Annotated in this window: 24 protein-coding genes and 1 pseudogene; 13 read left to right on the forward strand and 12 right to left on the reverse strand. The window is 60.1% G+C overall.

Features of this window, described 5'->3' with window-relative positions; genetic code table 11:
- Positions 1 to 94: 94 nt before the first annotated feature.
- Both ACA073_RS17200 and ACA073_RS17205 read left to right on the forward strand, forming a co-directional pair.
- On the forward strand, positions 95 to 910 hold the full coding sequence (locus tag ACA073_RS17200) for a gamma-carboxygeranoyl-CoA hydratase (RefSeq protein WP_497398025.1): 816 nt from the start codon (positions 95 to 97) through the stop codon (positions 908 to 910).
- A complete protein-coding gene (locus ACA073_RS17205) occupies positions 910 to 2,859 on the forward strand; it encodes an acetyl/propionyl/methylcrotonyl-CoA carboxylase subunit alpha (protein ID WP_497398027.1) in 1,950 nt (649 codons plus the stop codon). The genes ACA073_RS17200 and ACA073_RS17205 overlap by 1 nt, the downstream gene beginning before the upstream one ends.
- A gap of 39 nt (positions 2,860 to 2,898) precedes the next feature.
- On the opposite strand, the gene ACA073_RS17210 is transcribed toward ACA073_RS17205, so the two are convergent.
- The gene (locus ACA073_RS17210) at positions 2,899 to 3,546 is read right to left on the reverse strand and encodes a LexA family protein (RefSeq protein ID WP_461954010.1); all 648 of its coding nucleotides are present in this window, start codon (positions 3,544 to 3,546) and stop codon (positions 2,899 to 2,901) included.
- A gap of 129 nt (positions 3,547 to 3,675) precedes the next feature.
- Between ACA073_RS17210 and ACA073_RS17215 the strand changes: the two genes are divergently transcribed.
- Positions 3,676 to 4,017 carry a DUF6124 family protein gene (locus ACA073_RS17215; RefSeq protein ID WP_497398029.1) on the forward strand — a complete coding sequence of 114 codons (342 nt, stop codon included), beginning with the start codon at positions 3,676 to 3,678 and terminating at the stop codon, positions 4,015 to 4,017.
- Positions 4,018 to 4,503: 486 nt separating this feature from the next.
- Complete coding sequence (locus ACA073_RS17220) at positions 4,504 to 5,655, forward strand: M14 family metallopeptidase (protein ID WP_497398031.1); 1,152 nt, start codon at positions 4,504 to 4,506, stop codon at positions 5,653 to 5,655.
- 94 nt (positions 5,656 to 5,749) lie between these two features.
- On the opposite strand, the pseudogene ACA073_RS17225 reads toward ACA073_RS17220, so the two are convergent.
- From ACA073_RS17225 to ACA073_RS17235, 3 genes and pseudogenes are all read right to left on the reverse strand, one after another.
- Positions 5,750 to 5,860: pseudogene (locus ACA073_RS17225) on the reverse strand (winged helix-turn-helix transcriptional regulator); the annotation flags it as partial.
- 228 nt (positions 5,861 to 6,088) lie between these two features.
- A complete protein-coding gene (locus ACA073_RS17230; protein WP_497398033.1) occupies positions 6,089 to 6,634 on the reverse strand; it encodes a cytochrome b in 546 nt (181 codons plus the stop codon).
- Complete coding sequence (locus ACA073_RS17235) at positions 6,631 to 7,716, reverse strand: catalase family peroxidase (protein ID WP_461954006.1); 1,086 nt, start codon at positions 7,714 to 7,716, stop codon at positions 6,631 to 6,633. Before ACA073_RS17235 ends, ACA073_RS17230 begins: the two co-directional genes overlap by 4 nt.
- Positions 7,717 to 7,879: 163 nt before the next feature.
- Between ACA073_RS17235 and ACA073_RS17240 the strand changes: the two genes are divergently transcribed.
- From ACA073_RS17240 to ACA073_RS17250, 3 genes are all read left to right on the forward strand, one after another.
- Entirely contained in the window at positions 7,880 to 8,386 is a 507-nt protein-coding gene (locus ACA073_RS17240) for an RNA polymerase sigma factor (protein ID WP_497398035.1), read from the forward strand.
- Positions 8,383 to 9,135 carry an anti-sigma factor family protein gene (locus ACA073_RS17245; RefSeq protein ID WP_497398037.1) on the forward strand — a complete coding sequence of 251 codons (753 nt, stop codon included), beginning with the start codon at positions 8,383 to 8,385 and terminating at the stop codon, positions 9,133 to 9,135. Before ACA073_RS17240 ends, ACA073_RS17245 begins: the two co-directional genes overlap by 4 nt.
- Positions 9,136 to 9,372: 237 nt before the next feature.
- Positions 9,373 to 10,674 carry a protein kinase gene (locus ACA073_RS17250; protein ID WP_497404132.1) on the forward strand — a complete coding sequence of 434 codons (1,302 nt, stop codon included), beginning with the start codon at positions 9,373 to 9,375 and terminating at the stop codon, positions 10,672 to 10,674.
- A gap of 131 nt (positions 10,675 to 10,805) precedes the next feature.
- On the opposite strand, the gene ACA073_RS17255 is transcribed toward ACA073_RS17250, so the two are convergent.
- Positions 10,806 to 11,510 (reverse strand): YebC/PmpR family DNA-binding transcriptional regulator, encoded by a 705-nt coding sequence (locus tag ACA073_RS17255; RefSeq protein ID WP_497398039.1) that lies wholly within the window; start codon positions 11,508 to 11,510, stop codon positions 10,806 to 10,808.
- A 218-nt stretch (positions 11,511 to 11,728) separates the two neighbouring features.
- On the opposite strand from ACA073_RS17255, the gene ACA073_RS17260 reads away from it, so the two are divergent.
- The gene (locus ACA073_RS17260; protein ID WP_497398041.1) at positions 11,729 to 13,057 is read left to right on the forward strand and encodes a type VI secretion system Vgr family protein; all 1,329 of its coding nucleotides are present in this window, start codon (positions 11,729 to 11,731) and stop codon (positions 13,055 to 13,057) included.
- Positions 13,058 to 13,288: 231 nt separating this feature from the next.
- Here ACA073_RS17260 and ACA073_RS17265 read toward each other — a convergent pair whose 3' ends face one another.
- Positions 13,289 to 14,152, reverse strand: coding sequence for a LysR substrate-binding domain-containing protein (locus ACA073_RS17265; RefSeq protein ID WP_497398043.1), 864 nt, complete (start codon positions 14,150 to 14,152; stop codon positions 13,289 to 13,291).
- A gap of 109 nt (positions 14,153 to 14,261) precedes the next feature.
- On the opposite strand from ACA073_RS17265, the gene ACA073_RS17270 reads away from it, so the two are divergent.
- The 3 genes from ACA073_RS17270 to ACA073_RS17280 all read left to right on the forward strand — a co-directional run bounded on the left by ACA073_RS17270 (position 14,262) and on the right by ACA073_RS17280 (position 17,171).
- The gene (locus ACA073_RS17270; protein WP_497398045.1) at positions 14,262 to 15,371 is read left to right on the forward strand and encodes a 2-aminoethylphosphonate--pyruvate transaminase; all 1,110 of its coding nucleotides are present in this window, start codon (positions 14,262 to 14,264) and stop codon (positions 15,369 to 15,371) included.
- A 152-nt stretch (positions 15,372 to 15,523) separates the two neighbouring features.
- Positions 15,524 to 16,351 carry a phosphonoacetaldehyde hydrolase gene (phnX, locus tag ACA073_RS17275; protein ID WP_497398047.1) on the forward strand — a complete coding sequence of 276 codons (828 nt, stop codon included), beginning with the start codon at positions 15,524 to 15,526 and terminating at the stop codon, positions 16,349 to 16,351.
- Positions 16,352 to 16,610: 259 nt separating this feature from the next.
- The gene (locus ACA073_RS17280; RefSeq protein ID WP_497398049.1) at positions 16,611 to 17,171 is read left to right on the forward strand and encodes a cytochrome b; all 561 of its coding nucleotides are present in this window, start codon (positions 16,611 to 16,613) and stop codon (positions 17,169 to 17,171) included.
- Positions 17,172 to 17,295: 124 nt separating this feature from the next.
- On the opposite strand, the gene ACA073_RS17285 is transcribed toward ACA073_RS17280, so the two are convergent.
- Together ACA073_RS17285 and ACA073_RS17290 are read right to left on the reverse strand one after the other, a co-directional pair.
- Positions 17,296 to 18,222, reverse strand: coding sequence for a 1-aminocyclopropane-1-carboxylate deaminase/D-cysteine desulfhydrase (locus tag ACA073_RS17285; protein ID WP_497404134.1), 927 nt, complete (start codon positions 18,220 to 18,222; stop codon positions 17,296 to 17,298).
- 153 nt (positions 18,223 to 18,375) lie between these two features.
- Positions 18,376 to 20,415: an oxidoreductase gene (locus ACA073_RS17290; protein ID WP_497398051.1), complete on the reverse strand. Its 2,040-nt coding sequence runs from the start codon at positions 20,413 to 20,415 to the stop codon at positions 18,376 to 18,378.
- A gap of 209 nt (positions 20,416 to 20,624) precedes the next feature.
- Between ACA073_RS17290 and ACA073_RS17295 the strand changes: the two genes are divergently transcribed.
- Both ACA073_RS17295 and ACA073_RS17300 read left to right on the forward strand, forming a co-directional pair.
- Positions 20,625 to 21,755 carry a nitrilase-related carbon-nitrogen hydrolase gene (locus tag ACA073_RS17295; protein ID WP_497398053.1) on the forward strand — a complete coding sequence of 377 codons (1,131 nt, stop codon included), beginning with the start codon at positions 20,625 to 20,627 and terminating at the stop codon, positions 21,753 to 21,755.
- A 3-nt stretch (positions 21,756 to 21,758) separates the two neighbouring features.
- The gene (locus ACA073_RS17300; RefSeq protein ID WP_497398055.1) at positions 21,759 to 22,799 is read left to right on the forward strand and encodes an AraC family transcriptional regulator; all 1,041 of its coding nucleotides are present in this window, start codon (positions 21,759 to 21,761) and stop codon (positions 22,797 to 22,799) included.
- Positions 22,800 to 22,802: 3 nt separating this feature from the next.
- Here the strand turns inward: ACA073_RS17300 and ACA073_RS17305 are convergent, their stop codons facing one another.
- The 4 genes from ACA073_RS17305 to ACA073_RS17320 all read right to left on the reverse strand — a co-directional run bounded on the left by ACA073_RS17305 (position 22,803) and on the right by ACA073_RS17320 (position 26,641).
- Positions 22,803 to 22,949 carry a hypothetical protein gene (locus ACA073_RS17305; RefSeq protein ID WP_497398057.1) on the reverse strand — a complete coding sequence of 49 codons (147 nt, stop codon included), beginning with the start codon at positions 22,947 to 22,949 and terminating at the stop codon, positions 22,803 to 22,805.
- Positions 22,950 to 23,147: 198 nt separating this feature from the next.
- Complete coding sequence (locus ACA073_RS17310; RefSeq protein ID WP_497398059.1) at positions 23,148 to 23,990, reverse strand: DUF2242 domain-containing protein; 843 nt, start codon at positions 23,988 to 23,990, stop codon at positions 23,148 to 23,150.
- A 273-nt stretch (positions 23,991 to 24,263) separates the two neighbouring features.
- Positions 24,264 to 26,135 carry a SurA N-terminal domain-containing protein gene (locus tag ACA073_RS17315; RefSeq protein WP_497398061.1) on the reverse strand — a complete coding sequence of 624 codons (1,872 nt, stop codon included), beginning with the start codon at positions 26,133 to 26,135 and terminating at the stop codon, positions 24,264 to 24,266.
- Positions 26,136 to 26,368: 233 nt separating this feature from the next.
- Positions 26,369 to 26,641 carry an HU family DNA-binding protein gene (locus ACA073_RS17320; RefSeq protein ID WP_002552737.1) on the reverse strand — a complete coding sequence of 91 codons (273 nt, stop codon included), beginning with the start codon at positions 26,639 to 26,641 and terminating at the stop codon, positions 26,369 to 26,371.
- Positions 26,642 to 26,773 lie beyond the last annotated feature (132 nt).

Below are 26,773 nucleotides of genomic sequence, written 5' to 3' on the forward strand. Positions count from 1 at the left end.
CGCGAAGGCGGACTAACATTCAACATTGGTGTTGGCTGATAAACCGCTTTCGCGAGCAAGCCCGCTCCCACAAAGACCGTGGAGACGGACGAATATGAGCGACTTCAACACCCTCGAACTGCAGACCGACCCGCGTGGTTTCGCCACCCTGTGGCTCAGCCGGGAAGAAAAGAACAACGCCTTCAACGCCGAGATGATCCGTGAACTGATCCTCGCGCTGGACAAGGTCTCGAGCGATGCCAGCCTGCGGTTTTTGCTGGTGCGTGGGCGCGGCAAACATTTCAGCGCCGGCGCCGACCTGGCCTGGATGCAGCAATCGGCCGAGCTCGATTACCACACCAATCTCGACGACGCACGGGAACTGGCAGAGTTGATGTACAACCTTGCCAAGCTGAAAGTCCCGACCCTGGCCGTGGTGCAAGGCGCGGCTTACGGCGGCGCGTTGGGCCTGATCAGTTGCTGCGACATGGCCATCGGTGCCGATGACGCACAATTTTGCCTGTCGGAAGTGCGCATCGGCCTGGCACCGGCGGTGATCAGCCCGTTCGTGGTGCAAGCCATCGGTGAGCGCGCGGCGCGTCGTTATGCCCTGACCGCCGAGCGTTTCGGCGGGCAGCGGGCGCGGGAAATCGGCCTGTTGTCGGAGAGCTACCCGATCAATGAGCTGGAGCAGAAAGTCGAGCAATGGATCGACAACCTGCTGCTCAACAGCCCCGCCGCCATGCGCGCCAGCAAGGACTTGCTGCGTGAAGTCGGTAACGGTGCGCTGACGCCGGCGCTGCGCCGCTACACCGAAAATGCCATCGCGCGAATCCGCGTCAGCCCCGAAGGCCAGGAAGGCCTGCGTGCCTTTCTGCAAAAACGTCCGCCGAGCTGGCAGGCCGAAACCACCCCCAAGGAGCCGCGTTGATGAGCGCACCTGTCATTACCTCTCTGCTGGTGGCCAACCGTGGCGAAATCGCTTGCCGGGTGATGCGCACCGCCAAGGCGTTGGGCCTGACCACCGTCGCCGTGCACAGCGCCACCGACCGTGAAGCCCGACACAGCCGCGAAGCGGATATCCGCGTCGACCTCGGTGGCAGCAAGGCCGCCGACAGCTACTTGCAAATTGACAAGCTGATCGCTGCCGCCAAGGCCAGCGGCGCTCAGGCCATTCATCCGGGCTATGGTTTTCTGTCCGAGAACGCCGGGTTCGCCCGCGCGATCGAAGCGGCGGGCCTGATCTTCCTCGGCCCGCCCGCCTCGGCCATTGATGCGATGGGCAGCAAGTCCGCCGCCAAAGCCTTGATGGAAACCGCTGGCGTGCCACTGGTGCCGGGTTATCACGGCGAAGCTCAAGACGTCGACACCTTCCGCGACGCCTGCGAACGCATCGGCTATCCGGTGCTGCTCAAGGCGACAGCGGGCGGCGGCGGCAAAGGCATGAAAGTGGTTGAGGACGTCAGCCAACTGGCCGAAGCCCTGGCCTCGGCCCAGCGAGAGGCGCAATCGTCATTTGGCGATTCGCGGATGCTGGTCGAGAAATACCTGCTGAAACCGCGTCACGTGGAGATTCAGATCTTCGCCGACCAGCATGGCAACTGCCTGTACCTCAACGAGCGGGATTGCTCGATTCAGCGTCGGCACCAGAAAGTCGTCGAGGAAGCACCGGCGCCAGGCCTGAGCCCGGAACTGCGTCGTGCCATGGGCGAAGCCGCCGTGCGTTCGGCGCAGGCCATCGGCTATGTCGGCGCCGGCACCGTGGAATTCTTGCTGGATGCGCGCGGTGAGTTCTTCTTCATGGAGATGAACACGCGCCTGCAAGTTGAACACCCGGTGACCGAAGCCATTACCGGTCTCGATCTGGTGGCCTGGCAGATTCGCGTGGCGCGCGGTGAGGCGCTGCCGATGACCCAGGATCAGGTGCCGTTGATCGGGCATGCGATTGAAGTGCGGCTGTATGCCGAAGACCCGGGCAATGATTTCCTGCCGGCCACCGGGCGCCTGGAGTTGTATCGCGAATCCGCCGAAGGTCCGGGACGTCGGGTCGACAGCGGCGTTGAAGAAGGTGACGAGATTTCGCCGTTCTACGACCCGATGCTCGGCAAGCTGATTGCCTGGGGTGAGGATCGTGAGCAGGCGCGTCTGCGGTTGTTGAGCATGCTCGATGAGTTCGCGATGGGTGGGCTCAAGACCAATATCAACTTCCTGCGTCGAATCGTTGGTCATCCGGCATTCGCGGCGGCTGAACTGGATACCGGGTTTATTCCGCGTTATCAGGAACAACTGCTGCCGGAGCCCTCGCAGCTCAGCGATGAATTCTGGCAAGCCGCAGCGCAGGCGTTTGCCCAGAGTCAGCCTCGTTCATCGCGCGTGGATGATCTGAGTTCGCCCTGGGGTATCGGCAATGGGTTCCGTGCCGGATTGCCAAAAGAAATCACCCTTCACTTAAGCTGCGAAGGCCAGGACCGCGCGCTGACGTTGGGCGATACGTGTTCGGCGCACCTCAAGGGCGAGCAACTGCTGACCGAACACAATGGCGTGCGTCGCCAGCATCGGGCAATCCGTCGCGACGGCGTTGTGTATCTGCAATGGGAAGGTGAATTGCGCCGTATCGAGTCCTACGACCCGATCAGCGCCGTCGAAGCCAGTCACAGCCATCACGGCGGGCTGACCGCCCCCATGAACGGCAGCATTGTTCGGGTGCTGGTGGAGGCCGGGCAAGCGGTCGAAGCCGGGGCGCAACTGGTGGTGCTGGAAGCGATGAAGATGGAGCACAGCATTCGTGCGCCACACGCCGGGGTGATCAAGGCGCTGTATTGCCAGGAAGGCGAAATGGTCAGCGAAGGCAGTGCGTTGGTCGAGTTGGACGAAGCCTGAAATGGAGATCGGTCCTACGCCTTGCGAGGACCGATCTGATCAGAACCTGGCCGTTGCCTGAACCACCACGCCGATGATTCGGCAGGCGTCGGTGTAAAGGGCTTTCGGATACGTCGGATTGAGCGGGACCAGGTAACGCTGCCCGCCCTCTTCGATCAGCTTGCGAAACGTCGCCTCGGCGCTGTCCGGCCATTGCGCGATCACCAGTTTTCCGGGCTCCGGCACAATGGCCGGGTCCACCAGGATCATCATGCCCTCGGCGATACTGACGCCACTCGGTGCGGTCATCGCATCGCCCACCACCCTCAACCAGAACGCCGCGCCCTGAGCGTGGTAATCGGTCAGTTCGAATCGCGCCTTGTCATACACCGTCGGCTCGCCGTCGCGCACCTCGCAGGATTCTCGCCAGTCGCTGACCGGGTAACGGAAGTACGGGTTGTACTTTTTCACCAGATCCTGGCTTTCGTCCTTCGAAGCGTCGGGCTCCCGGATGACCAGTGCCACTTCGAGAAATTCCATGCCCAGTGCGTGCAACACCCGGTTCATGTCATCGATGCCCGGCTGCCGACGTTTGTTCAGCCAATGGCCGATGCCGCCCTGGGACATCCCGAGGCGCTCGGCGAGTATCTCTTGAGTGACGTTGAGTTCACTCATCTTGGCCTTGACCAATTCAATCCATTTATCCATGTGCGGCACGATACGTGGGCGCCTCCGGCCGTCAAAACACAAATTGTAGTATTTAAATCCTCGTCACAAATACAGTTCGTATTAGGATCGGATCACGGATCTGAATCTATCACGGAGCTCGCCATCGCCATGACCATCCCCAGCAACGATCTGCCCGACCTGCAAATCGACACTTCCCTCACCTCGCCAAAAGGCTCGGCCGCCGCGCAGCGGGCACTCGATTATTACTTGAAACCAGCTGTGTCCGAAGAGGAGGAAGAAGAGCGTTTTTTTGAGGTGAACCGCAATGTCAGCAGCGAGGAAGCACTGGTGCGTGCATCAGACCTGCTGCGCTGCGCTGCCGCCACGGCGTCCGAATCGGCGAACAATCTGCAGGGTGTCCACCGGGATCTGGCGTTTTCGACGGTGGACATGATCGATATGGCCAAGGCATTGCTGGACCGATCCCTGGACGGGATTCATCACGGATAAGACAGGGAGGAGTATTTCTGAGGGCGCCGGAAAGGATTTTCCAATTGCGCAGATAAAATCATTTGACTTGCAAACGAGAATGATTACTATTGAAATCAGCTGATCGCGAGATCAGTCGATTGCCCAAGTGACCTTAGGTCGGTCTCCTGGACTATCTCCTCATCAGGCTAATCACGGTTTTTGACCCGGCTTTTTGCCGGGTTTTTTTTTGCCAGTTATTCTGGCTTGACCTTCAGGCTAATGAAGTCTTTACGTGCTGCAAATTCGATGGCGCGGATAATATCAAAAGAATATTTGTTGGCAAGAGAAAGCCCGGCAACATTGGCTCAAACTAATGAAAAATAGCACTTGAGAATCAATCGTACAGTCTCTAAGCTGCGTCGGCGTCAAGGAGGACGCCCCCCGCTACACCCCGCAATTTCCCCCGGTTTTTCCCTTCCCAGCGTGTAAAGTAGCAGCCATAAAAATCATATTCAGGAATCGACTATGAGCGAGGCCAAATCCTCTTTCAGCATCAGTGCCGACTTCGACAGCGGCAATATTGAAACGCTGGATATCAGCAATCCGCTGCAAGCGCTGTTGGCCATCAAGCCAGACACCCGCAGCCAGCATTTCCAGTGGTTTCACTTCAAGGCCAGCGGCTTGCACGTCGGTCAGGAGCACTGGTTTCGTCTGAGCAATGCCAGCAAATCCTCGTACAACAAGGCCTGGGACGGTTATCAGGCGGTGGCGTCCTACGATCACGTCAACTGGTTCCGTGTGCCGACCATCTTCGAAGGCGACTGCCTGCGTTTCAGCCTTGAAACCACCGCCACCCACGCCTGGTTTGCCTACTTTGAACCCTACAGCCGTGGCCGCCATGACTGGTTGATCGAGCATGCGCAGACCAAGGCCGGCACCGAACTGCTGGCTACGGGCAAGAGTGTTGAAGGCCGTGACATTCAGCTGCTGCGCAAAGGCACGGGCGCCGAAGGTCAGCGCAAGGTCTGGATGATTGCCCAGCAACACCCCGGCGAACACATGGCTGAATGGTTCATGGAGGGCGTGATCGAACGCCTGGAAAGACATGACGATCCGGTCCTGAACAAACTGCTGGCCAGCGCCGATTTGTACCTGGTGCCGAACGTGAACCCGGATGGCGCCTTCCACGGTCACCTGCGCACCAACGCCATGGGCCAGGACCTCAACCGCGCCTGGCAGAACGCCAGCCAGGAAGTCAGTCCGGAAGTCCTGTTCGTTCAGCAGCAGATGGAAAAATATGGCGTCGACCTGTTCCTCGACATCCATGGCGATGAAGAAATCCCTTACGTGTTCACCGCCGGTTGCGAAGGCAACCCTGGCTACACGCTGCGGATCGAAAAACTCGAAGAGCACTTCCGCAGCCATCTGAAGCACCTGACCAAGGATTTCCAGACCAAACACGGCTACACCCGCGACGAGCCGGGCAAAGCCAACATGACTCTGGCGTGCAACAGCGTTGGCGAGAAATTCGACTGTCTGTCGCTGACGCTGGAGATGCCGTTCAAGGACAACAATGACGCGCCGAACCCGCTGACGGGCTGGTCGGGCAAGCGGTCGAAGCAGTTGGGCATGGATGTGTTGACGACCGTCGCGGACATGGTCGATTCCTTGCGCTAATCGCAATCAGGATCAAAAGATCGCAGGCTTCGCCAGCGCCTACAGAATCGCATTCCCACTGTAGGAGCTGGCGTAGCCTGCGATCTTTTGACGTTTATTTGGCCAAACGCCCGTCCTCGGCGCGCAACTCCAATGCCCGCACCGGCCGACCGTCATCTCGGTCAACCACCCGCGAGTGCGCCTCCCCGTCCTCATAACAGAACGCCCGTTTGCCTGCTGGGCGCAGGCATCAACGCCGTGACATTAGTCTATTGGTGGCGAACGCTGGCTACGAAAGCACACAAAACCTGTGGCGAGGGGATTCATCCCCGTCCGGCTGCGAAGCAGTCGTAATTCCACTCACTACGGTTCATCTGACAAACCGCATTTTGGGGCCGCTTCGCAGCCCAACGGGGATGAATCCCCTCACCACAATAGATTTCGGTGGATCACATCAACCGCGATCCTTACCCCGCAACATGCTATCCAGCACGTCATCGCGGCGCACCCAGCCGTGAAACAACGCCGCCGCCAGATGCAGCAACACAGTCAGAAACAGCAGATACGCCAGATACCCGTGCGCCTTGCGCAGGAACGCAAACACCTGCGCATTCGCCGGCAGGATCGACGGCAACTGCAACGAACTGCTGAGCATCACCGGGTCGCCCGCCGCCGAAATCATCGCCCACCCGAGCAGCGGCAGGATAAACATCAAGGCGTACAGCAAAACATGCGAAGCCTTGGCCGCCAGCGCCTGCCAACCGGGCAAGTCCGCCGGGAGCGGTGGTTGTCGGGTTGAGAAGCGAACGCCGAGGCGCACAATTACCAGCAGCAGAATCGCAACGCCCAGCGGTTTGTGCAGATGGATCAGCCACTCATGACGCTCCGAGACGGAAGCGACCATCCCCGCGCCGATAAACAGCATGGCAATGATCATCAACGCCATCAGCCAGTGCAGCAGTCGCGCCAGCGGGGCGAAGTGGTTCGGTTGGGCGCTCATTGTTGAGCCTCCTGTTTAGCGGCAGGCAATTGGCTGACTTCACTGGTGCGGCGCAAGTAGGAACTGGCGTAACCGGCTGAACGAGCAGCCAGCAACGGATCGTCGGACCCTTCGATACCGGCGGGCAGCACCAGCGGGTCGTAGTTGATGTCCCGGCATTCGCCATTGAGTTGCGGCTGGGTGCTTTCGAGCACCAGCGTGCCGGCGTTCACCACCTTGCGGCCGTCGGGCCAGGCCTTGCTGGCGTCGTTCACCGGATCACCGGGGTTGGCCAGCGTGATGTTCAACTGCCAGCGCAAAGGACCTGCGGAAATACGCTGAACAAGATCTTTCTCAAGGAAATCGCCACCCTCCGGCGCGGTGGCGCCTGCCGCATCCTGCGCCACCGGCACCATGCTCCAGCGCACCGCTTGCTTTTGCCCAGCAGCGTTGACCAGATAAAACGCATTGACGCTGTTGTAGGTTTCCGTCACGTAACTGGCGGACGGCTTGGCGGTTTTGATCCAGGCGAGGAACGGCGCGGCTTCCGGGTGCGAGCCGAAGAACGCCGGCACCGCTGCCGGGTTCGGTTTGCCGGTGGCCGGGTCTGGCGACTGGGCCTGCTGCAATTGGTAGAACGCTTCGGGCGTGCCCACCGGGAACACCGGCATGCTGTTCATCCCGGTGCGCCACTGTTGGCCGTTGGCCTGGGTAAAGCGCAGCGCCAGGCTGCGGATCGGCACGGCGCTGTCCGGCGCGTAAGGATTGCCGGCCGGCAACGCGAAACGCCCGACCACCGGGGTCCGCGCCTGATTGAACACCTGAGCGCTGGAATAGCTGCGTGCTTCGCCACTGCTTTCGAAGTGCCCGATCACGCACACGCCTTTGGAGTGATTGCGCCGGAAGCCAGGGTGCACGCCGTTGTTGGTTTCCAACACATTGATCAGTTTTTTCGGGGTCAGACGCTGTGGGTCAAAGGTGCCATTGACGTAGGCAAATGCCCCGGCCACGACAGCGACTACCACGGCAATGCCCGCCAGGCGCAATGTCAGGCTCGCAGCACTCAAGGGTGGCCGGGTGGGCGGTGATGAGCGATCTACCATGAAAGACTCCAGGGCCATCGGCCACAAGTGAGAAGGATCAAGCAGACGAACCCCATGAGGGTTTATTCCATCGCGCGGTATTTATTTTTTCGGGCGTGGAATAAGTTCGAATGGCGAGCGTCTTCCTGAACACTCACACAGCGTAGTGACTACTCAGAACTTCATGAACGATATCGACGAAAAACTGAGAGAAATCATTCCCGGATTGCGCCGGTTTGCCGTTTCGTTGACGCGCAACCCCAGCAGCGCCGACGATCTGGTGCAGTCGTGTCTTGAGCGGGCGCTGTCGAGTTGGAGCGACAAACGTCCCGAGGGTGACTTGCGTGCCTGGCTGTTTTCGATTCTCTATCGGCAATTTCTCGACGCTCACCGGCGCTCCCGGCGTTATGCGCGGATGCTTGAATTCTTTACCGGACGTGACGACACCCAGCCGTCGGTAGAACGCACCGTGATCGCCCAATCGACCCTGCAGGCCTTCGATCAGCTCAGCACCGAACAGCGCGCCCTGCTGCTTTGGGTGTCGGTCGAAGGCCTGAGTTACAAGGAGGTGGCCGAAATCCTCGACGTCCCCACTGGCACCGTGATGTCGCGCCTGTCCCGCGCCCGCCAGGCCTTGCGCCAACTCAGCGACGGCGAAATCACCCGTCCTTCTCTGCGGAGACTCAAATGATCAGCATGCCTCCGAGCGAGCGTGACCTGCACGCTTATGTGGACCATCAACTCAACGAAGACGACCGCCATCTGGTAGAGACTTTTCTGGCGAGCAACGCGGAAATGTCTGCACAGGTTCGCGCCTGGCAGCAGGACGCCCAGCAACTGCGCGCGGCCCTCAGCGGCGCGTTGCAGCAACCGGCCAACCCGGACCTCGATCCGGCGCTGATTCGCCAGCGCCTCAAGCGACAATCGCGCCGCCGTCTGACCAGCGCTGCCGTGTTGCTGATCGCCGTGAGTATCGGCGGAATCAGCGGCTGGCAGGCGCGGGAGATGACACTCGTCAGCGCCCAGCTTCCGATGACGGATGCCATGCAGGCGTATCGACTGTTTGCCCAGCAAGGCATGCTGCCGGCCGATTACAAAGTCAGCGCCGATGGCGATATGCAGGGTTGGCTTGATCAATACTTCACCCAGGCTCATCGTCTGCCGGACCTTACTCAAGCTGGGTTCAAACCGGTCAGCGGGCGCTTGCTCAGCACCGAGCAAGGGCCGGCGGCGATGGTGGTTTATGAGGACCGGAGCGGGCATAAAGTCAGCTTCTACGTGCGCCCGCCGGGTCCGAAAAACTTCCTGCTGCCCAGGGGCAGTCGCAGTGACGGTGAATTGCAGGCCGAGTATTGGTCGGGGGGTGGTTACAACTACGCGATGGTCAGCCCGAGCGATACCCCGGCGGCACAGATGCTCAAGCAAACCGCACAATTCTGACCACACCAATAATCCCCCTGTGGGAGCGGAGTGTCAGTCGACATCGATGTAGCTGGAACACCGCTTTCGCGAGCAAGCCCGCTCCCACTCAGACCGCGTTCGGCTAGGCGACTCGGTCAAATGTGGGAACGGGCTTGCTCGCGAAGAGGCCCTGACAGTCACCCCATCTTTGCCGCTATCATGTCGCCCTTTTTCAGGCCCCCGCGCCCTACCCCTAGATCAACAGCGAATCTGATCATCGATACCCTTGCCCAACTGCGCGCCGGCCTGCTGGCTGGCACCACTCGTCTTGACCTGACCGCCGACCTGACGGAGTTCCCCCGGGAAATCCTCGACCTCGCGGACTCGCTCGAGGTGCTCAACCTCAGTGGCAACGCCTTGAGCAGCCTGCCGGACGACTTTCACCGCCTGACCCGTTTGCGCGTGTTGTTCTGCGACCGCAACCACTTCAGCGAACTGCCCGCCTGCCTTGGCCAGTGCGCCGCGCTGACCATGGTCGGGTTCAAGTCCAACCGCATCGAAACAGTATCGGGTGCCGCGCTGCCACCACTGTTGCGCTGGCTGATCCTGACCGACAACCGCATCAGGGAGCTGCCGACCGAGCTGGGTGAACGCCCGCACCTGCAAAAACTGATGCTGGCCGGTAACCGGCTGCAGTGCTTGCCGGAAAGCCTGAGCAATTGCCATCGCCTCGAGCTGACCCGCATCGCCGCCAACCAGTTGACCGAGTTGCCATCGTGGCTGCTGACTCTGCCGAGCCTGACCTGGCTGGCCTACGCCGGAAATCCGCTGGAAACAGAGGCGGATGCGGCCGCGCTCGATGCCACGCCGACGATTCCCTGGTCGCAGCTCAGTCTGGAAGAACAATTGGGCGAAGGCGCTTCCGGCGTCATTCATCGGGCGTTGTGGAAGCAGACAACGCCGGTCGCGGTCAAGCTCTACAAGGGTGAAATGACCAGCGATGGCTCGCCGCTGCACGAAATGAACGCCTGCATCACCGCCGGCCTGCACCCTAACCTGATCCGGGTCGAAGGGCGGATCATCGAGCACCCGCAGGCGCAGGCCGGGCTGGTCATGGAGCTGGTCGAACCGAGTTATCGCAACCTCGCCGGGTTACCGAGCCTGGCGTCCTGCAGCCGCGATGTCTACGCCAGCGACACACGGTTCAGCGCCGACGTGGCCTTGCGGATCGCCCGCGGCATCGCGTCGGTGGCCGAACATTTGCACCGTCAGGGCATCACCCACGGCGACCTCTATGGCCACAATATTCTGTGGAACGAGCATGGTGATTGCCTGTTGGGGGACTTTGGCGCAGCGTCTTTCCACGCGACCGAGGACAGCCTTGAAAGCCGTGCATTACAACGGATCGAGGTACGCGCGTTTGGCGTTTTATTGGGGGAATTGCTGGAGCGGATCGACTCGGGGTTGAGCGATGAAGTTCGTGTGCAACTGGAGGATTTGCAGCAGCGCTGCTGTCAGCCGCAGGTGCTGGCGCGGCCGGGGTTCAGCGAGATTGTGCGGGAATTGAATAAACGGTGACCGCTTCGCGGTCATCCGCGATGTAAGCCCGCTCCCACAGGGGTTCTATGTCGTACACAAATCATTTGTACAACACACAACCTATGTGGGAGCGGGCTTGCTCGCGAAAGCGGTATCACTGAAGAAGCAATTTATCCAGCCAACCCGACAAACATATCCTGCACGTCATCGTGGTTATCGAGGCCTTCCAGGAACGCTTCGACTTCAGCCATCTGCTCGTCGCTCAGGCCGCTGACCGGGTTCTTCGGCTTATAACCCAGCTTCGCCGACAACACGGTGAAGCCCTGCTCAGGCAAAGCTTTCTGAACCGAATCCAGGTCGGCCGCTTCGGTGATGAACAAGGTTGCGCCTTCATCGGCAGGCTCGAAATCCTGCGCACCGGCTTCGATGGCGGCCATTTCCGGATCGGCATCCGGGCTGTCCGGGGACGCCTCGATCATGCCCACATGGTCAAAGTCCCAAGCCACGGAACCGGAAGCACCCAACTGCCCCTTACGGAACGCGACGCGGATTTCCGCGACGGTGCGGTTGATGTTGTCAGTCACGCATTCAACGATCAGCGGCACCTGGTGCGGCGCGAACCCTTCATAAGTCACGCGATGGTATTGCACCGTTTCGCCGAGCTGGCCGGAGCCTTTCTTGATCGCACGTTCCAGGGTTTCGCGGGGCATCGAAGCCTTTTTCGCCTGTTCGACCACCAGACGCAGATGTGCGTTGGTGGCGGTATCGGCACCGTTGCGCGCAGCGATGGTGATTTCCTTCACCAGTTTGCCGAAGATCTTGCCCTTGGCATTGGCTGCCGCTTCTTTGTGTTTAACCTTCCACTGTGCGCCCATTACTCACTCTCTTATCTGTGGCGCCGAGACATCTATTGGCCGACGCTTTGCGCAAGTTTATACGGCCTAAAGTTGGCAATCGACCAAAAAATCCATCCAGTCGAATCGACATATTCACCGCGAGTTGTAGGGCGATTCTGAAACATTGTTTTGCGGTGTCCATAGTGAGTCACCTTTCGTACCCTCTGCGCCCGTACTCCCTGGCAGAAGCGTGTCCGATGCATAACGACAAGGAAAGTCCCTTCACCCTGACACTGCTGAACGGCAATTTGAGTTTGCAGGTGGTGCAGTTCAAGGGCCTTGAGGCCCTCAACCAGCCTTACCGATTCGACATCGAAGTGATCGGCCTGGCGCCCGCCATGAGCCTGGATCGCCTGCTGCAACAACCGGTGTTCTTCAACCTGACGGAGGGCCGGGGCATTCACGGCATCGTTCACTGCGCCACCCGCGAACATCTCGACCTGCACCGGGTCGGCTACAGGCTGGCGCTGGTGCCCTGGCTGCAAAACCTCGACCGACAGTGTTCCCGCCGGGTGTTTCATCAACTCGATGTGCCCGCCATCCTGCGCCAGTTGCTCGAAGAAAACGGGCTGCCTGAAGACAGCTACCGCTTTGAACTGCCAAACGGGCGCTATCCCGTCAAGCCGTTCTGCATCCAGTTTGATGAGACGGACCTGGCATTTCTGCAACGGCTCTGCGGAGAAGAAGGCATTCACTATCACTTCGAACATCAGCGCGACGGCCATGTGCTGGTCCTCGCGGACGACAGCCTGAGTTTCCCTCAAGAACCGCTGCTCATGCCTTTTCACGGCGATGCGTCTCCAACCCTGCACGTGCCGGTGATCAGTGAATTGTTCCAGCGCCACACCTCGCCCCCACTCACCGTGCTCCCTGCCCCGCAGCCGATCGAGCGCGACCAGCTCAGCCGTCGAACACTGGAACGCCTGCGCTGCCGACATGGGCAGATGCAGGGTCAAAGCAACCAGAGCGCATTGCGCAGCGGACGAATCGTACAAGTGTCGAAACATCCGCTCCCGAACTTCAACGATCAATGGCTGCTGACCGAGATCCGGCATCAGGGTCGGCAGCCGTCGATTCTTGAGCGGAACGCGACCGACAGGGTCCGGCGTTACAGCAATCAGTTCACCGCCATTCCATGGTCAACGGTGTTCAGACCCGCGCTCACACAAGCCAGACTCAACATTCCGGGTTTTCAGACGGCCCGGGTGCTGGGCCCTGTCGGCCAGTCTGCGGAGCTGGATGATCAAGGCCGGATAAAAGTCAGGTTATGGCCATCCCCGGCGACCGAAGACGATGAATCCACCGGTTTCTGGCTGCCCGTGGTCCTCGCCACGCCGGATGGCCGGATCGATCCGTCCAGGCTGCCTGTCGCCGGAACCGACGTGCTCATCAGTTTTCTCGACAGCGATCCGGACCGCCCCGTGTTGTACGCCATCGCGAATAACCCGCCAGCGCCTCGACCGCCCCTGCAACCTCAGGGCGATGACCGTCTGCTGTTTGACTGGCTGGTGAACCGCAAGGTCTGATCAGCCCTTGTCAGCCTTGCCGGCCGCCGCCGCGAATTTCGCCAGGCGCTAGCAGAGTTCGCGGCGGGTGGTGGCGACGTTTCTGGAGAGGGTTCGCGAGAGTCTGGTATAGGCAGGTCTGGCCCCTTCGCGAGCAAGCCCGCTCCCACAGGGGATCTGTGTCGAGCAAAAAAATTGTGCCCCCCCAATCCAATGTGGGAGCGGGCTTGCTCGCGAAGGCCGCGCCTCGGTCTATCTGACCGGCGCCAGTTCGAAAAAAGCCTGAATCAACCTCAAATCCCGCCGCCGCTCCACGCACCCGATCATGTGCCGATTCACCAACCCTTCACCAATAATCGGCACCGCCGCCACCCGCGGGTCATGACTGACTTCCACTGAAGAAACCACGCCAACCCCCAACTCCGCTGCAACGGCCTCGGTCACAGCCTCGCGACTGTCCAGCTCCAGCAACACCCGCGGATTGACCTTCGCCTGCACACAAGCCTCATCAAACGTACGCCGGGTAATCGAGCTGGGTTCGCGCAACACCATGATCACCTGATCCAGTTCCTTGAGCTGCACGCCTTTCGATTTCTGCGCCCACGGATGACCCTCGGGCACCAGCGCGCAAATCCGTGATTCGCTCAACGCCTGCAAATGCAAACCCTTGCGCGGCTCGACCTCGGTCAGCACCGCCACGTCGGCATGTTCCGACAACAGCGCCGCGAGGGTTTCCTGGGCATTGCCCAGGCGCAGGTTCACGGTAATCCCCGGATATCGCGCCCGCAGGCTTGCCAGCATCGGCATGACCATGTGCGGTCCGTCCGCCGCCACTTCCAGACGGCCGGTGAGCAACTGCCGATTGGCTTCGAGCATCACCTGCGCTTCTTCCGCCAGACCAAACATCGCCCGGGTGATCGCCGCGAGTTTGGTGCCCTCCTCCGTCAGCTCGACCCGACGGGCGGAGCGTCGCAACAGGGTGATCTGGTAGTGCTCTTCCAACGCCTTGATGTGCCCGGTGACCGCCGGCTGGCTGATAAACAGTCGCGCGGCGGCGCGAGTGAAGCTGCCCTCGCGGGCCACCGCATCGAACGCGCGGAGCTGGAACAGGTTCATGAATAACTCTCACTGATGGCTGGCATAACAACAAACAATTTGATTGATAGCACGGCAAATTGCAATTTATGCCCCGTAGCTTCATCCCATCGATTGCGAGGACACGAGAATGAGTATTGCCGAACCCATCCTGCTCACCCCCGGCCCGTTGACCACTTCGGCCCGCACCCGTCAGGCGATGATGGTCGATTGGGGTTCATGGGATGATCGCTTCAATCAACTGACCGCCAGCCTCTGCGAGCAATTGCTGGCGATCGTCAATGGCGGCGACAGCCACCACTGCGTGCCTCTGCAAGGCAGCGGCACCTTCGCGGTCGAAGCGGCCATTGGCACCCTGGTGCCGCGTGACGGCAAAGTCCTGGTGCTGATCAACGGTGCCTACGGCAAACGCCTGGCGAAAATCTGCGAAGTGCTGGGCCGTTCCTTCAGCACGTTTGAAACGGCGGAAGACGAACCGACCACCGCTGCCGACGTCGACCGTCTGCTGCGGGCCGATGCCAGCATCACCCACGTTGCACTGATTCACTGCGAAACCAGCACTGGCATCCTCAACCCGCTGCCAGAAATCGCCCAGGTCATTGCACAGCACGGCAAGCGCCTGATCATCGACGCCATGAGTTCTTTCGGCGCGCTGCCGGTGGATGCGCAACAGGTGCCGTTCGACGCGCTGATCGCCGCCTCGGGCAAATGCCTGGAAGGCGTACCGGGAATGGGTTTCGTCTTCGCTCGCAAAGAATCGCTGGCGAATGCCGCGGGTAACTCGCACTCGCTGGCGATGGACCTTTTCGACCAGCACACCTACATGGCCAAGACCGGCCAGTGGCGCTTCACCCCGCCGACCCACGTGGTCGCGGCACTCCACGAAGCCCTGCTGCAATACAACGAAGAAGGTGGCTTGCCGGCCCGGCATCAGCGTTACGCCGACAACTGCAAAGTGTTGCTCGATGAAATGGCCAAACTCGGCTTGCGCAGCTTCCTGCCCACCGCGATTCAGGCGCCGATCATCGTGACCTTCCACGCGCCGAAAGACCCGCGCTACCAGTTCAAGGAATTCTACGAACGCGTCAAGGCCAAGGGTTTCATCCTCTACCCCGGCAAATTGACCCAGGTCGAAACCTTCCGCGTCGGCTGCATCGGCCACGTCAACCAGGCCGAGATGCACGCGGCCGTGGCGGCGGTGGCTGAAGTGCTGCGCGAGATGGAAGTACTCGAAATCTGACCACACCGCACTCCCCCTGTGGGAGCGGGCTTGCTCGCGAAAGCGGTGTGTCAGATGACATCAATGTTGAATGTCAATCCGCCTTCGCGAGCAAGCCCGCTCCCACCAAAAGCAGCGCTCCTATTAGCCAGTTGCCACAGGATTTGATCACCATGAACTACGCAAACCCAACCAAACTCCAAGCCGCCATCCTCGACTGGGCCGGCACCGTGGTCGACTTCGGTTCGTTCGCCCCAACGCAGATTTTTGTCGAGGCCTTCGCCGAATTCGACGTCCAGGTGTCCATCGAAGAAGCCCGTGGCCCGATGGGCATGGGCAAGTGGGATCACATCCGCACCCTGTGCGATCAGCCGGCAGTCGCCGAACGTTATCGCAAGGCGTTCGGCCGCACGCCGACCGACGCTGACGTGACCGCCATCTACAAACGCTTCATGCCGCTGCAGATCGAGAAAATCGCCGAACACTCGGCACTGATTCCGGGGGCGCTGGACACCATTGCCAACTTGCGTGCCCAAGGCATCAAGATCGGCTCGTGCTCCGGCTACCCGAAACAGGTCATGGACAAAGTCGTCGAACTGGCCGCCACCAACGGTTACATCGCTGATCACGTGGTCGCCACCGACGAAGTGCCCAACGGCCGTCCATGGCCAGCCCAGGCGTTGGCCAACGTCATCGCCCTGGGCATCGACGATGTCGCTGCTTGCGTGAAGATCGACGACACCGTGCCGGGCATTCTCGAAGGCCGTCGCGCCGGCATGTGGACCGTTGCGCTGATCTGCTCGGGCAATGCGCTGGGCCTGGACTACGAAGGTTATCGCGCCCTCGGCAGCGATCAACTGGCCAGCGAGCGCAAGCGTATCCACGCAATGTTCGAGGGTTCGCGCCCGCACTACATGATCGACACCATTACCGATTTGCCGGAAGTGATCGCCGACATCAACAAGCGTCTGGCCAAGGGTGAAATGCCGCAAACCAATTGATTCACCCCGAAGCGCCGCGTCCCCCTGTAGGAGCGAGGCTTGCCCGCGAAGGCGTCCTACCAGCCGCCATCCATGTTGAATGTTCAGACGCCTTCGCGGGCAAGCCTCGCTCCTACAAGGGAAAGCGGTGCTTTTTTTCTGTCTATTGCCTGAATCAGCGCATTGAACCTTTACCAGGATCAGGCAAACCCGTCGAATCGGGCTTACAGTTAAAGCACCGTCGACCAAGAACGGTGGCCTGACCCGTGAGGAACGCCGTATGCCCTGGAAGAATTCCGATTCACGCTACAGCACTGTGTCGATCACGCTGCACTGGTTGATGCTGGTCCTGCTGGCGCTGGTTTACGCCTGCATCGAATTTCGCGGGATCTTTCCAAAAGGCAGTGGCGGCCGGACGCTGATTACCGAGTCGCACTTCATGCTGGGGCTGACGGTATTCGTGCTGGTCTGGCTCAGATTATTCGCCCGCAGCCTCGGCCCGGCACCGCAGATCTTCCCCGCCTCCCCACACTGGCAAACCACGCTCGCCAGGTTGATGCACTGGGCGTTGTACATTTTCATGATCGCGATGCCGATCCTGGGTTGGCTGGTCACCAGCGCCAAGGGTCATCAGGTGATGTTCTATGGCTTTGATTTGCCGCTGCTGGTGTCGGAGGACAAGGCGCTGGCCAGGCAAATCGAAAGCTGGCATGTGCTCGGCGGTACCATCGGTTACTGGCTGATCGGGCTGCACGCCGTGGCGGGGATCTATCATCACTATGTGGTGGGCGATAACACCTTGCTGCGGATGATGCCGAAGCAGGTTAGCCGTAATACCTGAAGTCAACAAAACCAAATGTGGGAGCGGGCTTGCTCGCGAAGGCGTTGTGTCAGTCAATATAGATGTCGACCTATACACCGTCTTCGCGAGCAAGCCCGCTCCCACATTTGGTTCACCGTACACTTCAATTTTGTGAATAGAATCCGCGGCGGCCCTGCAAGCCGCCGGTGTGGATGAAGATCAGGCGCGAGCCCTTCTCGAATCTGCCGGCTTCAATGTGCTGCTTGAGCGCCAGCAGTGCTTTACCGGTGTACAACGGCTCCAGGGGAATGCCGCTGGCCTGTTCGGTTTGCGCGATGAAGTCCAGTAACAGCGGATCGACTTTGGCGAAGCCGCCGCGACTGGCGTCGAACAGTTCATAGACCGGATCGTGCAAGCCTGCCGCGCGCACAATCGATTCGACCTGCTGCGCCACACCATGGTCGTCGGGCACCGCCAACGCGCCGTAAACCGGGTGATCCCCCGCTTCGGCCAGCACCAGGCCGGCCAGGGTCGTGCCGGTTCCGCAGGCCAGCCACCAACCGTCGTAGTCGCTCCAGGACAGATCGTTCAGTTGCTCGCTGACCATTGTTTTCAACGGCATGCAGCCCTTTGCGCCCGATAATCCGCCGCCACCTTCAGGCACCGGAAGCAGATCGGGATACTGCGCCTGCCAGGGCTCCCAAAAATCCGCTTCGTGCCGCGCGCGATAGCCGCCATAACCCAGCCAGTGCAACTGCATGCCGAAGGCCTGCAAGTCGTTCACTGTCGGCGTGTCTTGCGGATGACCGCGCAGCAAACCCACCGTTTTGAACCTGAAGCGTTTGCCAGCAGCCGCCAGTGCGTGGAGATGATTGGAGTGAGCACCGCCCAGGCTGATGATGCCTTCGGCACCGGCGAGGTCGGCGGTTTTGAGGTGCTCGATGAGCTTGAACCACTTGTTGCCGCTGATCAGTGGGTCGATCTGGTCGAGGCGCAGGATGGCGACTTCTATGCTTGATCGGGTTAGCCAATCAAGATGAAGGGGATCGAGGGGGGCTTGAGGGAGCCAGTCGTTGAGAGGAGAAAGCATCAATGCCAGCTCTGGGTAAAGAGCTGGCATTCTAGTCGCTCATAGGCAGCCTTCGCGAGCAAGCCCGCTCCCACATTTGATCTGCATTGCGACACAGATCGAGTGTGGGAGCGGGCTTGCTCGCGAAGGCCATTGGCACGTTAAGCCTGTAGATTACAGCTCAGCAGCCAACCGCGATCCCTGATTGATCGCCCGCTTCGCATCCAGCTCCGCCGCCACGTCCGCACCGCCAATCAGATGCACGTTCTGCCCGGCCGCGACCAACCCGTCCTGCAATTCACGCAGCGGATCCTGCCCGGCGCAAATCACGATGTTGTCCACCGCCAACACTTGCGGCTCGCCGGTTTCGCCGATGCGGATGTGCAGGCCTTCGTCATCGATCTTCAGGTATTCAACGCTGTTGAGCATCTGCACCTGCTTGTTCTTCAAACCGGTGCGGTGAATCCAGCCGGTGGTCTTGCCCAGGCCGTCGCCGACCTTGGATGTCTTGCGTTGCAGCAGGAACACTTCACGGGCCGGTGCATGCAGTTCGGCCTTAATGCCCGCCACGCCGCCGCGCGCCTCCAGATGCGTGTCGATGCCCCATTCTTTCCAGAAGGCTTCGCGGTCGAGGCTGGTGGCCACGCCCTGGTGCACCAGAAATTCCGACACGTCAAAACCGATACCGCCCGCGCCGATGACCGCGACACGTTTGCCCACCGGTTTGCGTTGCAGAATCACGTCGAGGTAACTCAGCACCTTGGCGTTCTCGACGCCCGGAATCGCCGGCGTGCGAGGCGCAATGCCCGTCGCGAGGATGATTTCGTCGAAACCGCCCTCCACCAGTTTCGCCACGTCGACGCGGGTGTTCAGGCACAGCTCGACGTTGGTGGTTTGCAGTTTGCGGTTGAAGTAACGCAGGGTTTCAAAGAACTCTTCCTTGCCCGGCACGCGCTTGGCGATGTTGAACTGACCGCCGATTTCGCTGGCCGAATCGAACAGCGTCACCTGATGGCCACGTTCGGCGGCCACGGTGGCGGCCGACAGACCCGCAGGGCCGGCACCGACCACGGCGACTTTCTTGATCTGCCGCACCGGAAGGTAGTTGAGTTCGGTCTCATGACAGGCCCGCGGGTTGACCAGGCAACTGGTCAACTTGCCACCAAACGTGTGATCGAGGCACGCCTGGTTGCAACCGATGCAGGTGTTGATTTCATCGGCACGGCCAGCAGCGGCCTTGTTGACGAAGTCCGGGTCGGCGAGGAATGGCCGCGCCATCGACACCATGTCGGCATCGCCTTCGGCCAGAATCTGCTCGGCGACTTCCGGGGTATTGATGCGGTTGGTGGTGATCAGCGGAATGCTCACCGAACCGCGCAGCTTGGCGGTAACTTTGCTGAACGCACCACGCGGCACTTTGGTGGCGATGGTCGGAATCCGCGCTTCGTGCCAGCCGATACCGGTGTTGATGATCGTCGCACCGGCCTGCTCGATGGCCTTGGCCAGCGTCACGATTTCTTCCCAGGTGCTGCCGCCTTCCACCAGGTCGAGCATCGACAGACGGAAGATAATGATGAAGTTCGGGCCTACGGCTTCGCGCACGCGACGGACGATTTCCACCGGCAGGCGCATGCGGTTTTCGTAACTGCCGCCCCAGCGGTCGGTGCGATGGTTGGTGTGGGCCGCGAGGAACTGGTTAATGAAATAACCTTCGGAGCCCATGATCTCGACGCCGTCGTACTCGGCTTTTTGCGCCAGAGCCGAGCAGGTGACGAAGTCGCTGATCTGCTTCTCGATGCCTTCCTCGTCCAGCTCCTTGGGCTTGAACGGGTTGATCGGCGCCTGAATGGCGCTCGGTGCAACCTGTTTCGGGCTGTAGGCATAACGACCGGCATGAAGAATCTGCATGCAGATCTTGCCGCCCGCCTCGTGCACCGCGCGGGTCACGATCTGGTGCTTGAGCGCTTCTTCCTCGGTGGTGAGCTTGGCCGCGCCGGAATACACGCCGCCTTCGTCGTTCGGACCGATACCGCCAGTGACCATCAGGCCAACGCCGCCACGGGCGCGCTCGGCGAAGTAGGCAGCCATGCGCTCGAAACCGCCGGGTTTCTCCTCGAGACCGGTGTGCATCGACCCCATCAGGGTGCGGTTGCGCAGCGTGGTAAAACCCAGGTCCAGCGGGGCCAACAGGTGAGGGTAATGAGCGGCGGTCATCGGTAACTCCACAACGAGCGATCACGAAAAAGTGTGGGCGCTCTTTGGCGCCCCTCTGTCTTGTGTAACAGACTATGACCAGTCATTCCCTCGCTCAATGACCGTAACTGACAACTTATTGATCCAAATGCGCAGCAGCCCTTGGCAAGCGCCGGCATGGGCCCTACCCTAGTCTGTGAACCCCGCACACGGCCGTTGACTGTTTTCCCATGCGCAAACTTCTGTACCTGACCTTCTCCATGGCATTAGTTGCCGCCCTGACGACCTACGCCATGTGGGCCGCGGACCGTCCGGTGGGCCATTACCTGTCGGACCTGCGTATCGATCTCGTCATCGATCAGGGCACGCCAGCCGATCGCGGCAACCTGCTGGGCATCCAGCCGGAACTGTTTCCCACCGACTACCAAAGCGCCGAACGCCTGCACCGCAAACTCGCGGCCTATCTGCAGAAAGCCCAGGAACAGGGCCTGTTGAATGAAAAAACCATCGTCGTGCTGCCCGAACACGTCGGCACCTGGTTGATGGTCAGCGGCGAAAAAGACGAGCTGTACCAGGCCAACACCATCAAGGAAGCCATGAACTGGCTGGCGGTAAGCAATCCCTTGCAGTTCGTCCGCGCCCTGATCAGCGCCAAGGGCGACAACCGCCTGGATGATGCGCACCTGCGCATGAAAGCCAAAGGCATGGCCAAGGATTACCAGGCGTTGTTCGGTGGCCTGGCGAAAGAGTTTCACGTGACGCTGGTGGCGGGCTCCATCGTGCTGCCCGAACCGAGCATCATCGACGGCACCCTGAAAATAGGTCGTGGGGCGCTGTACAACAGCAGCGTGGTGTTCGGTCGCGATGGTCTGCCGATTGGCCAGCCACAGCGTCAGATGCATCCGATCTTCGCCGAGCATGATGTGATCAACGCCAATGGCGAACATACGCTCAACGTCGTCGACACCCCGGCCGGTCGTCTCGGCGTGTTGATCGGCAGCGACAGCTGGTACCCGGACAACTACCGCAAACTCGACAATCAGGGTGCACAGTTGGTCGCGGTCCCGGCGTTCGTCAGCGGTCGCGGTACGTGGGACAAGCCATGGCGCGGTTACAAAGGTTTGTCGACGCCCGGCTCCGTCAGCCTCAAGGCCGGCGAACTCAGCGAAGGCCAGGCCTGGCATCGCCTGACACTGACCGCTCAACCGCCCAGCAGCCGGGCCATCGCCGGCATGAGTGTGTTTCTGCGCGGGCAGTTCTGGGACCAGGGCAGCGCCGGGCAAAGTTTTCTCAGCAGCAACGGGCAGCATTTCGCCGGCGTCGATGTCCACGGCGCTCGCTTGCTGAACCTGTGGTTGTAAGCCATGAAACCATTGCCGGTGCGGCTGGGTGATCTGTCGGTGGGCTTTGTTCACAGCCTGGCCGATGCGGTGCGCAGCCACGGCCTGGACCCTCAGCCCCTGCTCGATCAATATGGCCTCGACCCTGCTCGCCTGAACGAAGCCTGCGCCCGGCTCTCGATCCCGCGCTACATGCGCCTGGGCCACGGCGCGATTCAACTGACCGACAACCCGGCACTGGGTTTGCGCATGGGTCAGCTCAGCCGTCTGAGCCAGGCGGGTCTGGCCGGGGTCACCGCCGCGCAGGCGCCAACGGTTCGGGAAGCGGCGCGCTGCCTGATTCGCTTCGAAGCCTTGTACGGTTCCAACTATCGCGGTCAATCGAGCTTTCACGAAGACGCGCAAGGCGCCTGGCTGCGGTTCTATTCCATCAGCCCTTACAACGCCTATAACCGCTTTGTGGTGGATTCGATCATTGCCGGATGGTTGCAGCAATTATCCAGCGTCAGCCCTGCTCCCTTGAGCGCCGAACGCATCGAAATCGAATTCGACGAACCGGCTTACCGTGACGCTTATGCGGTACTGGGCGACTGCCCGATCCAGTTCGGCGCCGAACAGAACCAGCTGCGCCTGAGCCTGGCCAGCCTCGCTCAGCGCAACCCGGTGCACTGCCCCAGTACCTGGCGACACTTGCAGCAACTGTGTGAACGGGAACTGGAACAACTGACACGCACCCGCAGCCTGCGTGAACGCATCACTCAGTTGCTGGGGCCGTTGCTCAATGGTGGCCGGGAGCCCGACCTGGAAGAAGTGGCGGCACGCCTGAAGCTGCCAACCTGGACCTTGCGCCGCAAACTCGCCGAGGAAGGCACGCAATTTCGCGCAATTCTCAACGACACCCGTCGCGACCTGGCCATGACCTACATTCGCGATACCGAACTCGCGTTCGGCGAAATCGCCTACCTGCTGGGTTTTGCCTCAGCCGAAGCGTTTCAACGCGCCTTCAAACGCTGGAGCGGTCAGACACCCGGCGAATTTCGCCGCAGTCATCGCCAATCAGCCTGACGCTTACAGCTCGGTAGCGTCTTCGGCGGGTTCCAGCGGGTCCAGTTCAAACGCCTGAAACTCGAGCAGTTCTTCTTGATAATCATCCATTTTTAATCCCCCACAGCTCATTGAAAAAACGCTTGAATAAATGACCAGCGCCTTGAGCATAAAGTGCCCGCGTGAAAGAAAAATGACGCAGGCACGACGCTTCGCCGCTACTCAATAAAACGTAGCAGGCAGTCAGGCATTTATCACGGAATTTTTTCGATACAAGCTGTAGGAATACGGTCTGGGTTGACGCGGATCAATTTGAACGCTGCTCCGGGATCGATGGGCCGTCAACCGATCCCGGAACGCACTGACCGATTAGTGGCTGGTGACTGGCATGGCGGAAATCGGTTCGCTCGGTGGCGGCAAATCCGACTGCGGCGGTGGCGTGACGTTTTCCGTCGACGGCGCCGATTCGGTGTTTTCAGCCGGGGCAACCGGTGCTGGTTCCGGTGGCGGTGCAACCGGTTCCGAGGCAGGTGCCGGTGCCGGCTCCGCTGCCGGGGCTGGCACAGGTTCGGCGGCGGGTGCAGGCTCCGGCGCCAATGCAGCCGGTGCGGTCGGTGCGGCCTTGGTTTCAGGCACGCCGAGGTCGGGTTTCGGCTTCTCGACGATGTGCGCGGCTTTTTTCGCTTCCGGCGGCAGGAACAATTCCACCAGGGTGAAGAAGCGCTCGTAGAACTTCGCCGACGAGACAGTCTCGCTGGCCACCTTGACCATCGAGTCATCGGACGAGCCGATCGGCATCGATACCGAACCCAGCACGCCCACACCAAGGCTGGCGGAATTGTTGGTCTTCTTCAGCGCATAGCGATCCTGCAGTGCGTTGGCAAACATGGTGGCGTGGTGCCCTTCGCTGCCATCATCGGCACAGACCACACTGAAACTGATCTCCATGTGGGTGTCGCCCGTCTGCTGGAAACTCTTGTGACCACTGATCAGTTTCGGATCGCTGCTGGTAATGATGTAGCCCTGACTGAGCAGCGCCCGACGGGCGGCTTCGCAGGTTTGCGCATCGGTCACCGGATAGTTGCGCGAAAACGTTCCAGAATCGTCAAAGTTCTCATGCTCATAGATAGGGGCTTTCTTCGACGAGCAACCGGCCGCGGCGGCCAGCGCCAACGCCAGCCCGACAACCCGCACGGGAAATGATTTAAACATTGAGCATCCTGAGGAAAAACGGTCCGGGGCGTATTGTGCAACAGATCGATGCTTAGCGTCGCACCGATTAGTGTCTTGAAACAGTTACAAGTGTAATGACTGCGATTTACACGGAAAAGTCCCGTTCGGGTGAAGATCAACAGATCGCAGCCTGCGGCAGCTCCCACAGGGATTGAGCAGGAGCTGCCGCAGGCTGCGATCTGTTGATTCTGTCCACAAAAAACCCCGGCTGTTCGGCCGGGGTTTTTATGTCGCGGGAAACTCAGTCAGGCATCAGAAACGCTTGATGTCCGCTTCGGCTTCCAGCTGCTTGCGGTACGCCGCAAAGTCTTGCTGGCCAATGCGCGAGGCGAGGAAGCGACGGTATTGAGCCTTCTCTTCCTCGGTCGGTGCAGCGGCTTCGTTGACGCCGTTCAGACGCACGATCACCAGGCTACCATCGGCCAGGGTCACGCTGCTGAAGGTCGGCTTGTCTTTCGCAGCCGGTTTCGGCATGCGGAACAGCGCTTGCAGCACGGTAGGATCAATCCCTTCCTGAGCGCGAGTCGCTGCTGCGGTGACTTTCCAGTTCTGACCGTCAATCGCCTTGTCCAGTGGCGTCTTGCCTTCGCGCAGGCTGGCGATCAATTCGTCAGCCTTGGTCTTGGCCGCAGCACTGGCGTGCTCCTTGGCCAACTGACCACGAATGGCGGCAGACACGCTTTCCAGCGGCAATTGCGCAGGCTTCAAGTGTTCCTTGGCGCGAAGCACGATCACGGTTTCCGGATCGAGCTCGATGGCGGTACTGTTGGCACCCTCATCCAGCACTTCAGGACTGAACGCGGCAGTCAGCACGGCACGGTTGGCTGTCACACCCTCGCCACCTTCGCGGCCGAACGGCTTGGAGGTGTGAACGGTCAGCTTCAGATCCTGCGCCGGTTGAGCCAGATCGGAAGCTTCGAACGACGAGTCTTCCAGTTGCTTGGTCGCCTCGACGAAACGCTGCTCGACCTGCTGGGCTTTCAGCTCTTTGGTCAGCTTGTCTTTCAGGCTGGCCAGGGTTGGGACTTCCGGCGCTTCAACACCCAACAGCTTGATCAAGTGGAAGCCGAAGTCAGTGCGAACCGGTGCCGAAACCTGATCCTTGGTCAACGCATACAACGCCGTTTCGAACGCTGGATCGTAGACACCAGGACCTGCGTAGCCGAGGTCACCGCCGTTGTTCGCCGAACCCGGGTCCTGAGAGAATTCCTTGGCCAGGGCCTCGAACTTCTCGCCTTTGGCCAGACGGGCCTGGACTTCTTCGATTTTGGCCTTGGCTTGCGCCTCGGTCACTTTGTCATTCACTTCGATCAGAATGTGCGCCGCCCGACGTTGCTCGGACAGGTTCGCGATTTCTTTCTGATACGCCGCTTGCAGGTCTTCGTCCTTGACGGCGACCTGGTCAAAGAAGGAAGACTTCTTCAACTCGAGGTAATCAATGATCACCTGATCCGGTGTCATGAATTCCTTGGCGTGCTCGTCGTAGTAGGCCTTGACCTCATCGTCGGTCAGTTTCACAGCCGCCGGGTCAGCCTTGACGTTCAGGGTAGCGAGATCGCGGGTCTGCTTTTCCAGACGGGCGAAGGCCAGAACCTGTGCGTCAGTGACGAAACCACTGCCTGCCAGGCCAGCGCGCAACTGACCGATCAGCATTTCCTGAGCCAGCATCTGGCGGAATTGCATGCGGCTGTAGCCGAGTTGACGAATGACCTGATCGAAACGCTCGGAGCTGAACTTGCCGTCCACCTGAAATTCAGGGGTTTGCAGGATCACCTGATCCAAAGCCGCTTCGGAAAAAGCGAATTTCGAGTTTTCTGCGCCTTGCAGCAGCAGCTTGCGATCGATCAGGCCTTTGAGGGCCGATTCGCGCAGCATTTTTTCGTCGAGCAAGGAAGTATCGAAATCCTTGCCCAGCTGTTGCATGAGCTGACGGCGTTGCATATCAACCGCCTGGCTCAGCTCGTTCTGGCTGATTTCTTCGCCGTTGACCTTGGCCGCATCATTACGATGGGTAGTGGCCTGAAAAATGGCGTCGAAACCGGTCAAAGCCATCAGTGCAACGATGACCCCGATAATGGTCTTGGCAATCCAGCCTTGTGAATTGTCCCTGATATTCTGCAGCATGCGTCCCCCAGAAACGGTTGAACTTCAAAATTAGGCAACCGTGGAGCGTGGGTAGAATCCGGATAGAAGAAAGGCGCATCCGAGGATGCGCCTTCTCGTAACTGGCGGAGCGGACCAAGGGTTCGAACTTGCGACCCTCGGCGTCTCGGACCGGCGTTTTGCCGACTGGACTACCGCTCCGCTGCCAGGTCAGGCATGACCCCGACCCGGATAGGTAAAAACCTGAGTCGAACTTAGTTGACAGCTTCTTTCAGTGCTTTACCGGCTTTGAAACCTGGTTTTTTGGCAGCCGCGATTTCCAGCGTCTTACCGGTCTGTGGGTTACGACCAATGCGAGCCGGACGATCGGTCACGGAGAAAGTACCGAAACCAACCAGAACAACAGAGTCGCCAGCCTTGAGAGCGCCAGTGACGGATTCGATTACAGCGTCCAGCGCACGGCCAGCAGCAGCTTTCGGGATATCAGCGGATGCAGCGATAGCATCAATCAGTTCCGACTTGTTCACTCTAAGTCCCCTTATATCTATTTGAGTATGATTCTAAGTTTTTTGGTGAAAGCAAAAACGAGTGCTGAATGGCCTACAGACACTTAAGAGCCGCTTTATAACAAGGGCTCTAAAAAGCTGTCAACAAGCCAC

Source organism: Pseudomonas sp. LBUM1670 (assembly GCF_059695695.1).

What these genes read in the sequence shown, in the direction of transcription:
- ACA073_RS17200 (WP_497398025.1), top strand. Translation starts at nt 95, where the DNA reads ATGAGCGACTTCAACACCCTCGAACTGCAGACCGACCCGCGTGGTTTC.
- ACA073_RS17205 (WP_497398027.1), top strand. Translation starts at nt 910, where the DNA reads ATGAGCGCACCTGTCATTACCTCTCTGCTGGTGGCCAACCGTGGCGAA.
- ACA073_RS17210 (WP_461954010.1), bottom strand. Translation starts at nt 3,546, where the DNA reads ATGGATAAATGGATTGAATTGGTCAAGGCCAAGATGAGTGAACTCAAC.
- ACA073_RS17215 (WP_497398029.1), top strand. Translation starts at nt 3,676, where the DNA reads ATGACCATCCCCAGCAACGATCTGCCCGACCTGCAAATCGACACTTCC.
- ACA073_RS17220 (WP_497398031.1), top strand. Translation starts at nt 4,504, where the DNA reads ATGAGCGAGGCCAAATCCTCTTTCAGCATCAGTGCCGACTTCGACAGC.
- ACA073_RS17230 (WP_497398033.1), bottom strand. Translation starts at nt 6,634, where the DNA reads ATGAGCGCCCAACCGAACCACTTCGCCCCGCTGGCGCGACTGCTGCAC.
- ACA073_RS17235 (WP_461954006.1), bottom strand. Translation starts at nt 7,716, where the DNA reads ATGGTAGATCGCTCATCACCGCCCACCCGGCCACCCTTGAGTGCTGCG.
- ACA073_RS17240 (WP_497398035.1), top strand. Translation starts at nt 7,880, where the DNA reads ATGAACGATATCGACGAAAAACTGAGAGAAATCATTCCCGGATTGCGC.
- ACA073_RS17245 (WP_497398037.1), top strand. Translation starts at nt 8,383, where the DNA reads ATGATCAGCATGCCTCCGAGCGAGCGTGACCTGCACGCTTATGTGGAC.
- ACA073_RS17255 (WP_497398039.1), bottom strand. Translation starts at nt 11,510, where the DNA reads ATGGGCGCACAGTGGAAGGTTAAACACAAAGAAGCGGCAGCCAATGCC.
- ACA073_RS17260 (WP_497398041.1), top strand. Translation starts at nt 11,729, where the DNA reads ATGCATAACGACAAGGAAAGTCCCTTCACCCTGACACTGCTGAACGGC.
- ACA073_RS17265 (WP_497398043.1), bottom strand. Translation starts at nt 14,152, where the DNA reads ATGAACCTGTTCCAGCTCCGCGCGTTCGATGCGGTGGCCCGCGAGGGC.
- ACA073_RS17270 (WP_497398045.1), top strand. Translation starts at nt 14,262, where the DNA reads ATGAGTATTGCCGAACCCATCCTGCTCACCCCCGGCCCGTTGACCACT.
- phnX (WP_497398047.1), top strand. Translation starts at nt 15,524, where the DNA reads ATGAACTACGCAAACCCAACCAAACTCCAAGCCGCCATCCTCGACTGG.
- ACA073_RS17280 (WP_497398049.1), top strand. Translation starts at nt 16,611, where the DNA reads ATGCCCTGGAAGAATTCCGATTCACGCTACAGCACTGTGTCGATCACG.
- ACA073_RS17285 (WP_497404134.1), bottom strand. Translation starts at nt 18,222, where the DNA reads ATGCTTTCTCCTCTCAACGACTGGCTCCCTCAAGCCCCCCTCGATCCC.
- ACA073_RS17290 (WP_497398051.1), bottom strand. Translation starts at nt 20,415, where the DNA reads ATGACCGCCGCTCATTACCCTCACCTGTTGGCCCCGCTGGACCTGGGT.
- ACA073_RS17295 (WP_497398053.1), top strand. Translation starts at nt 20,625, where the DNA reads ATGCGCAAACTTCTGTACCTGACCTTCTCCATGGCATTAGTTGCCGCC.
- ACA073_RS17300 (WP_497398055.1), top strand. Translation starts at nt 21,759, where the DNA reads ATGAAACCATTGCCGGTGCGGCTGGGTGATCTGTCGGTGGGCTTTGTT.
- ACA073_RS17305 (WP_497398057.1), bottom strand. Translation starts at nt 22,949, where the DNA reads ATGCTCAAGGCGCTGGTCATTTATTCAAGCGTTTTTTCAATGAGCTGT.
- ACA073_RS17310 (WP_497398059.1), bottom strand. Translation starts at nt 23,990, where the DNA reads ATGTTTAAATCATTTCCCGTGCGGGTTGTCGGGCTGGCGTTGGCGCTG.
- ACA073_RS17315 (WP_497398061.1), bottom strand. Translation starts at nt 26,135, where the DNA reads ATGCTGCAGAATATCAGGGACAATTCACAAGGCTGGATTGCCAAGACC.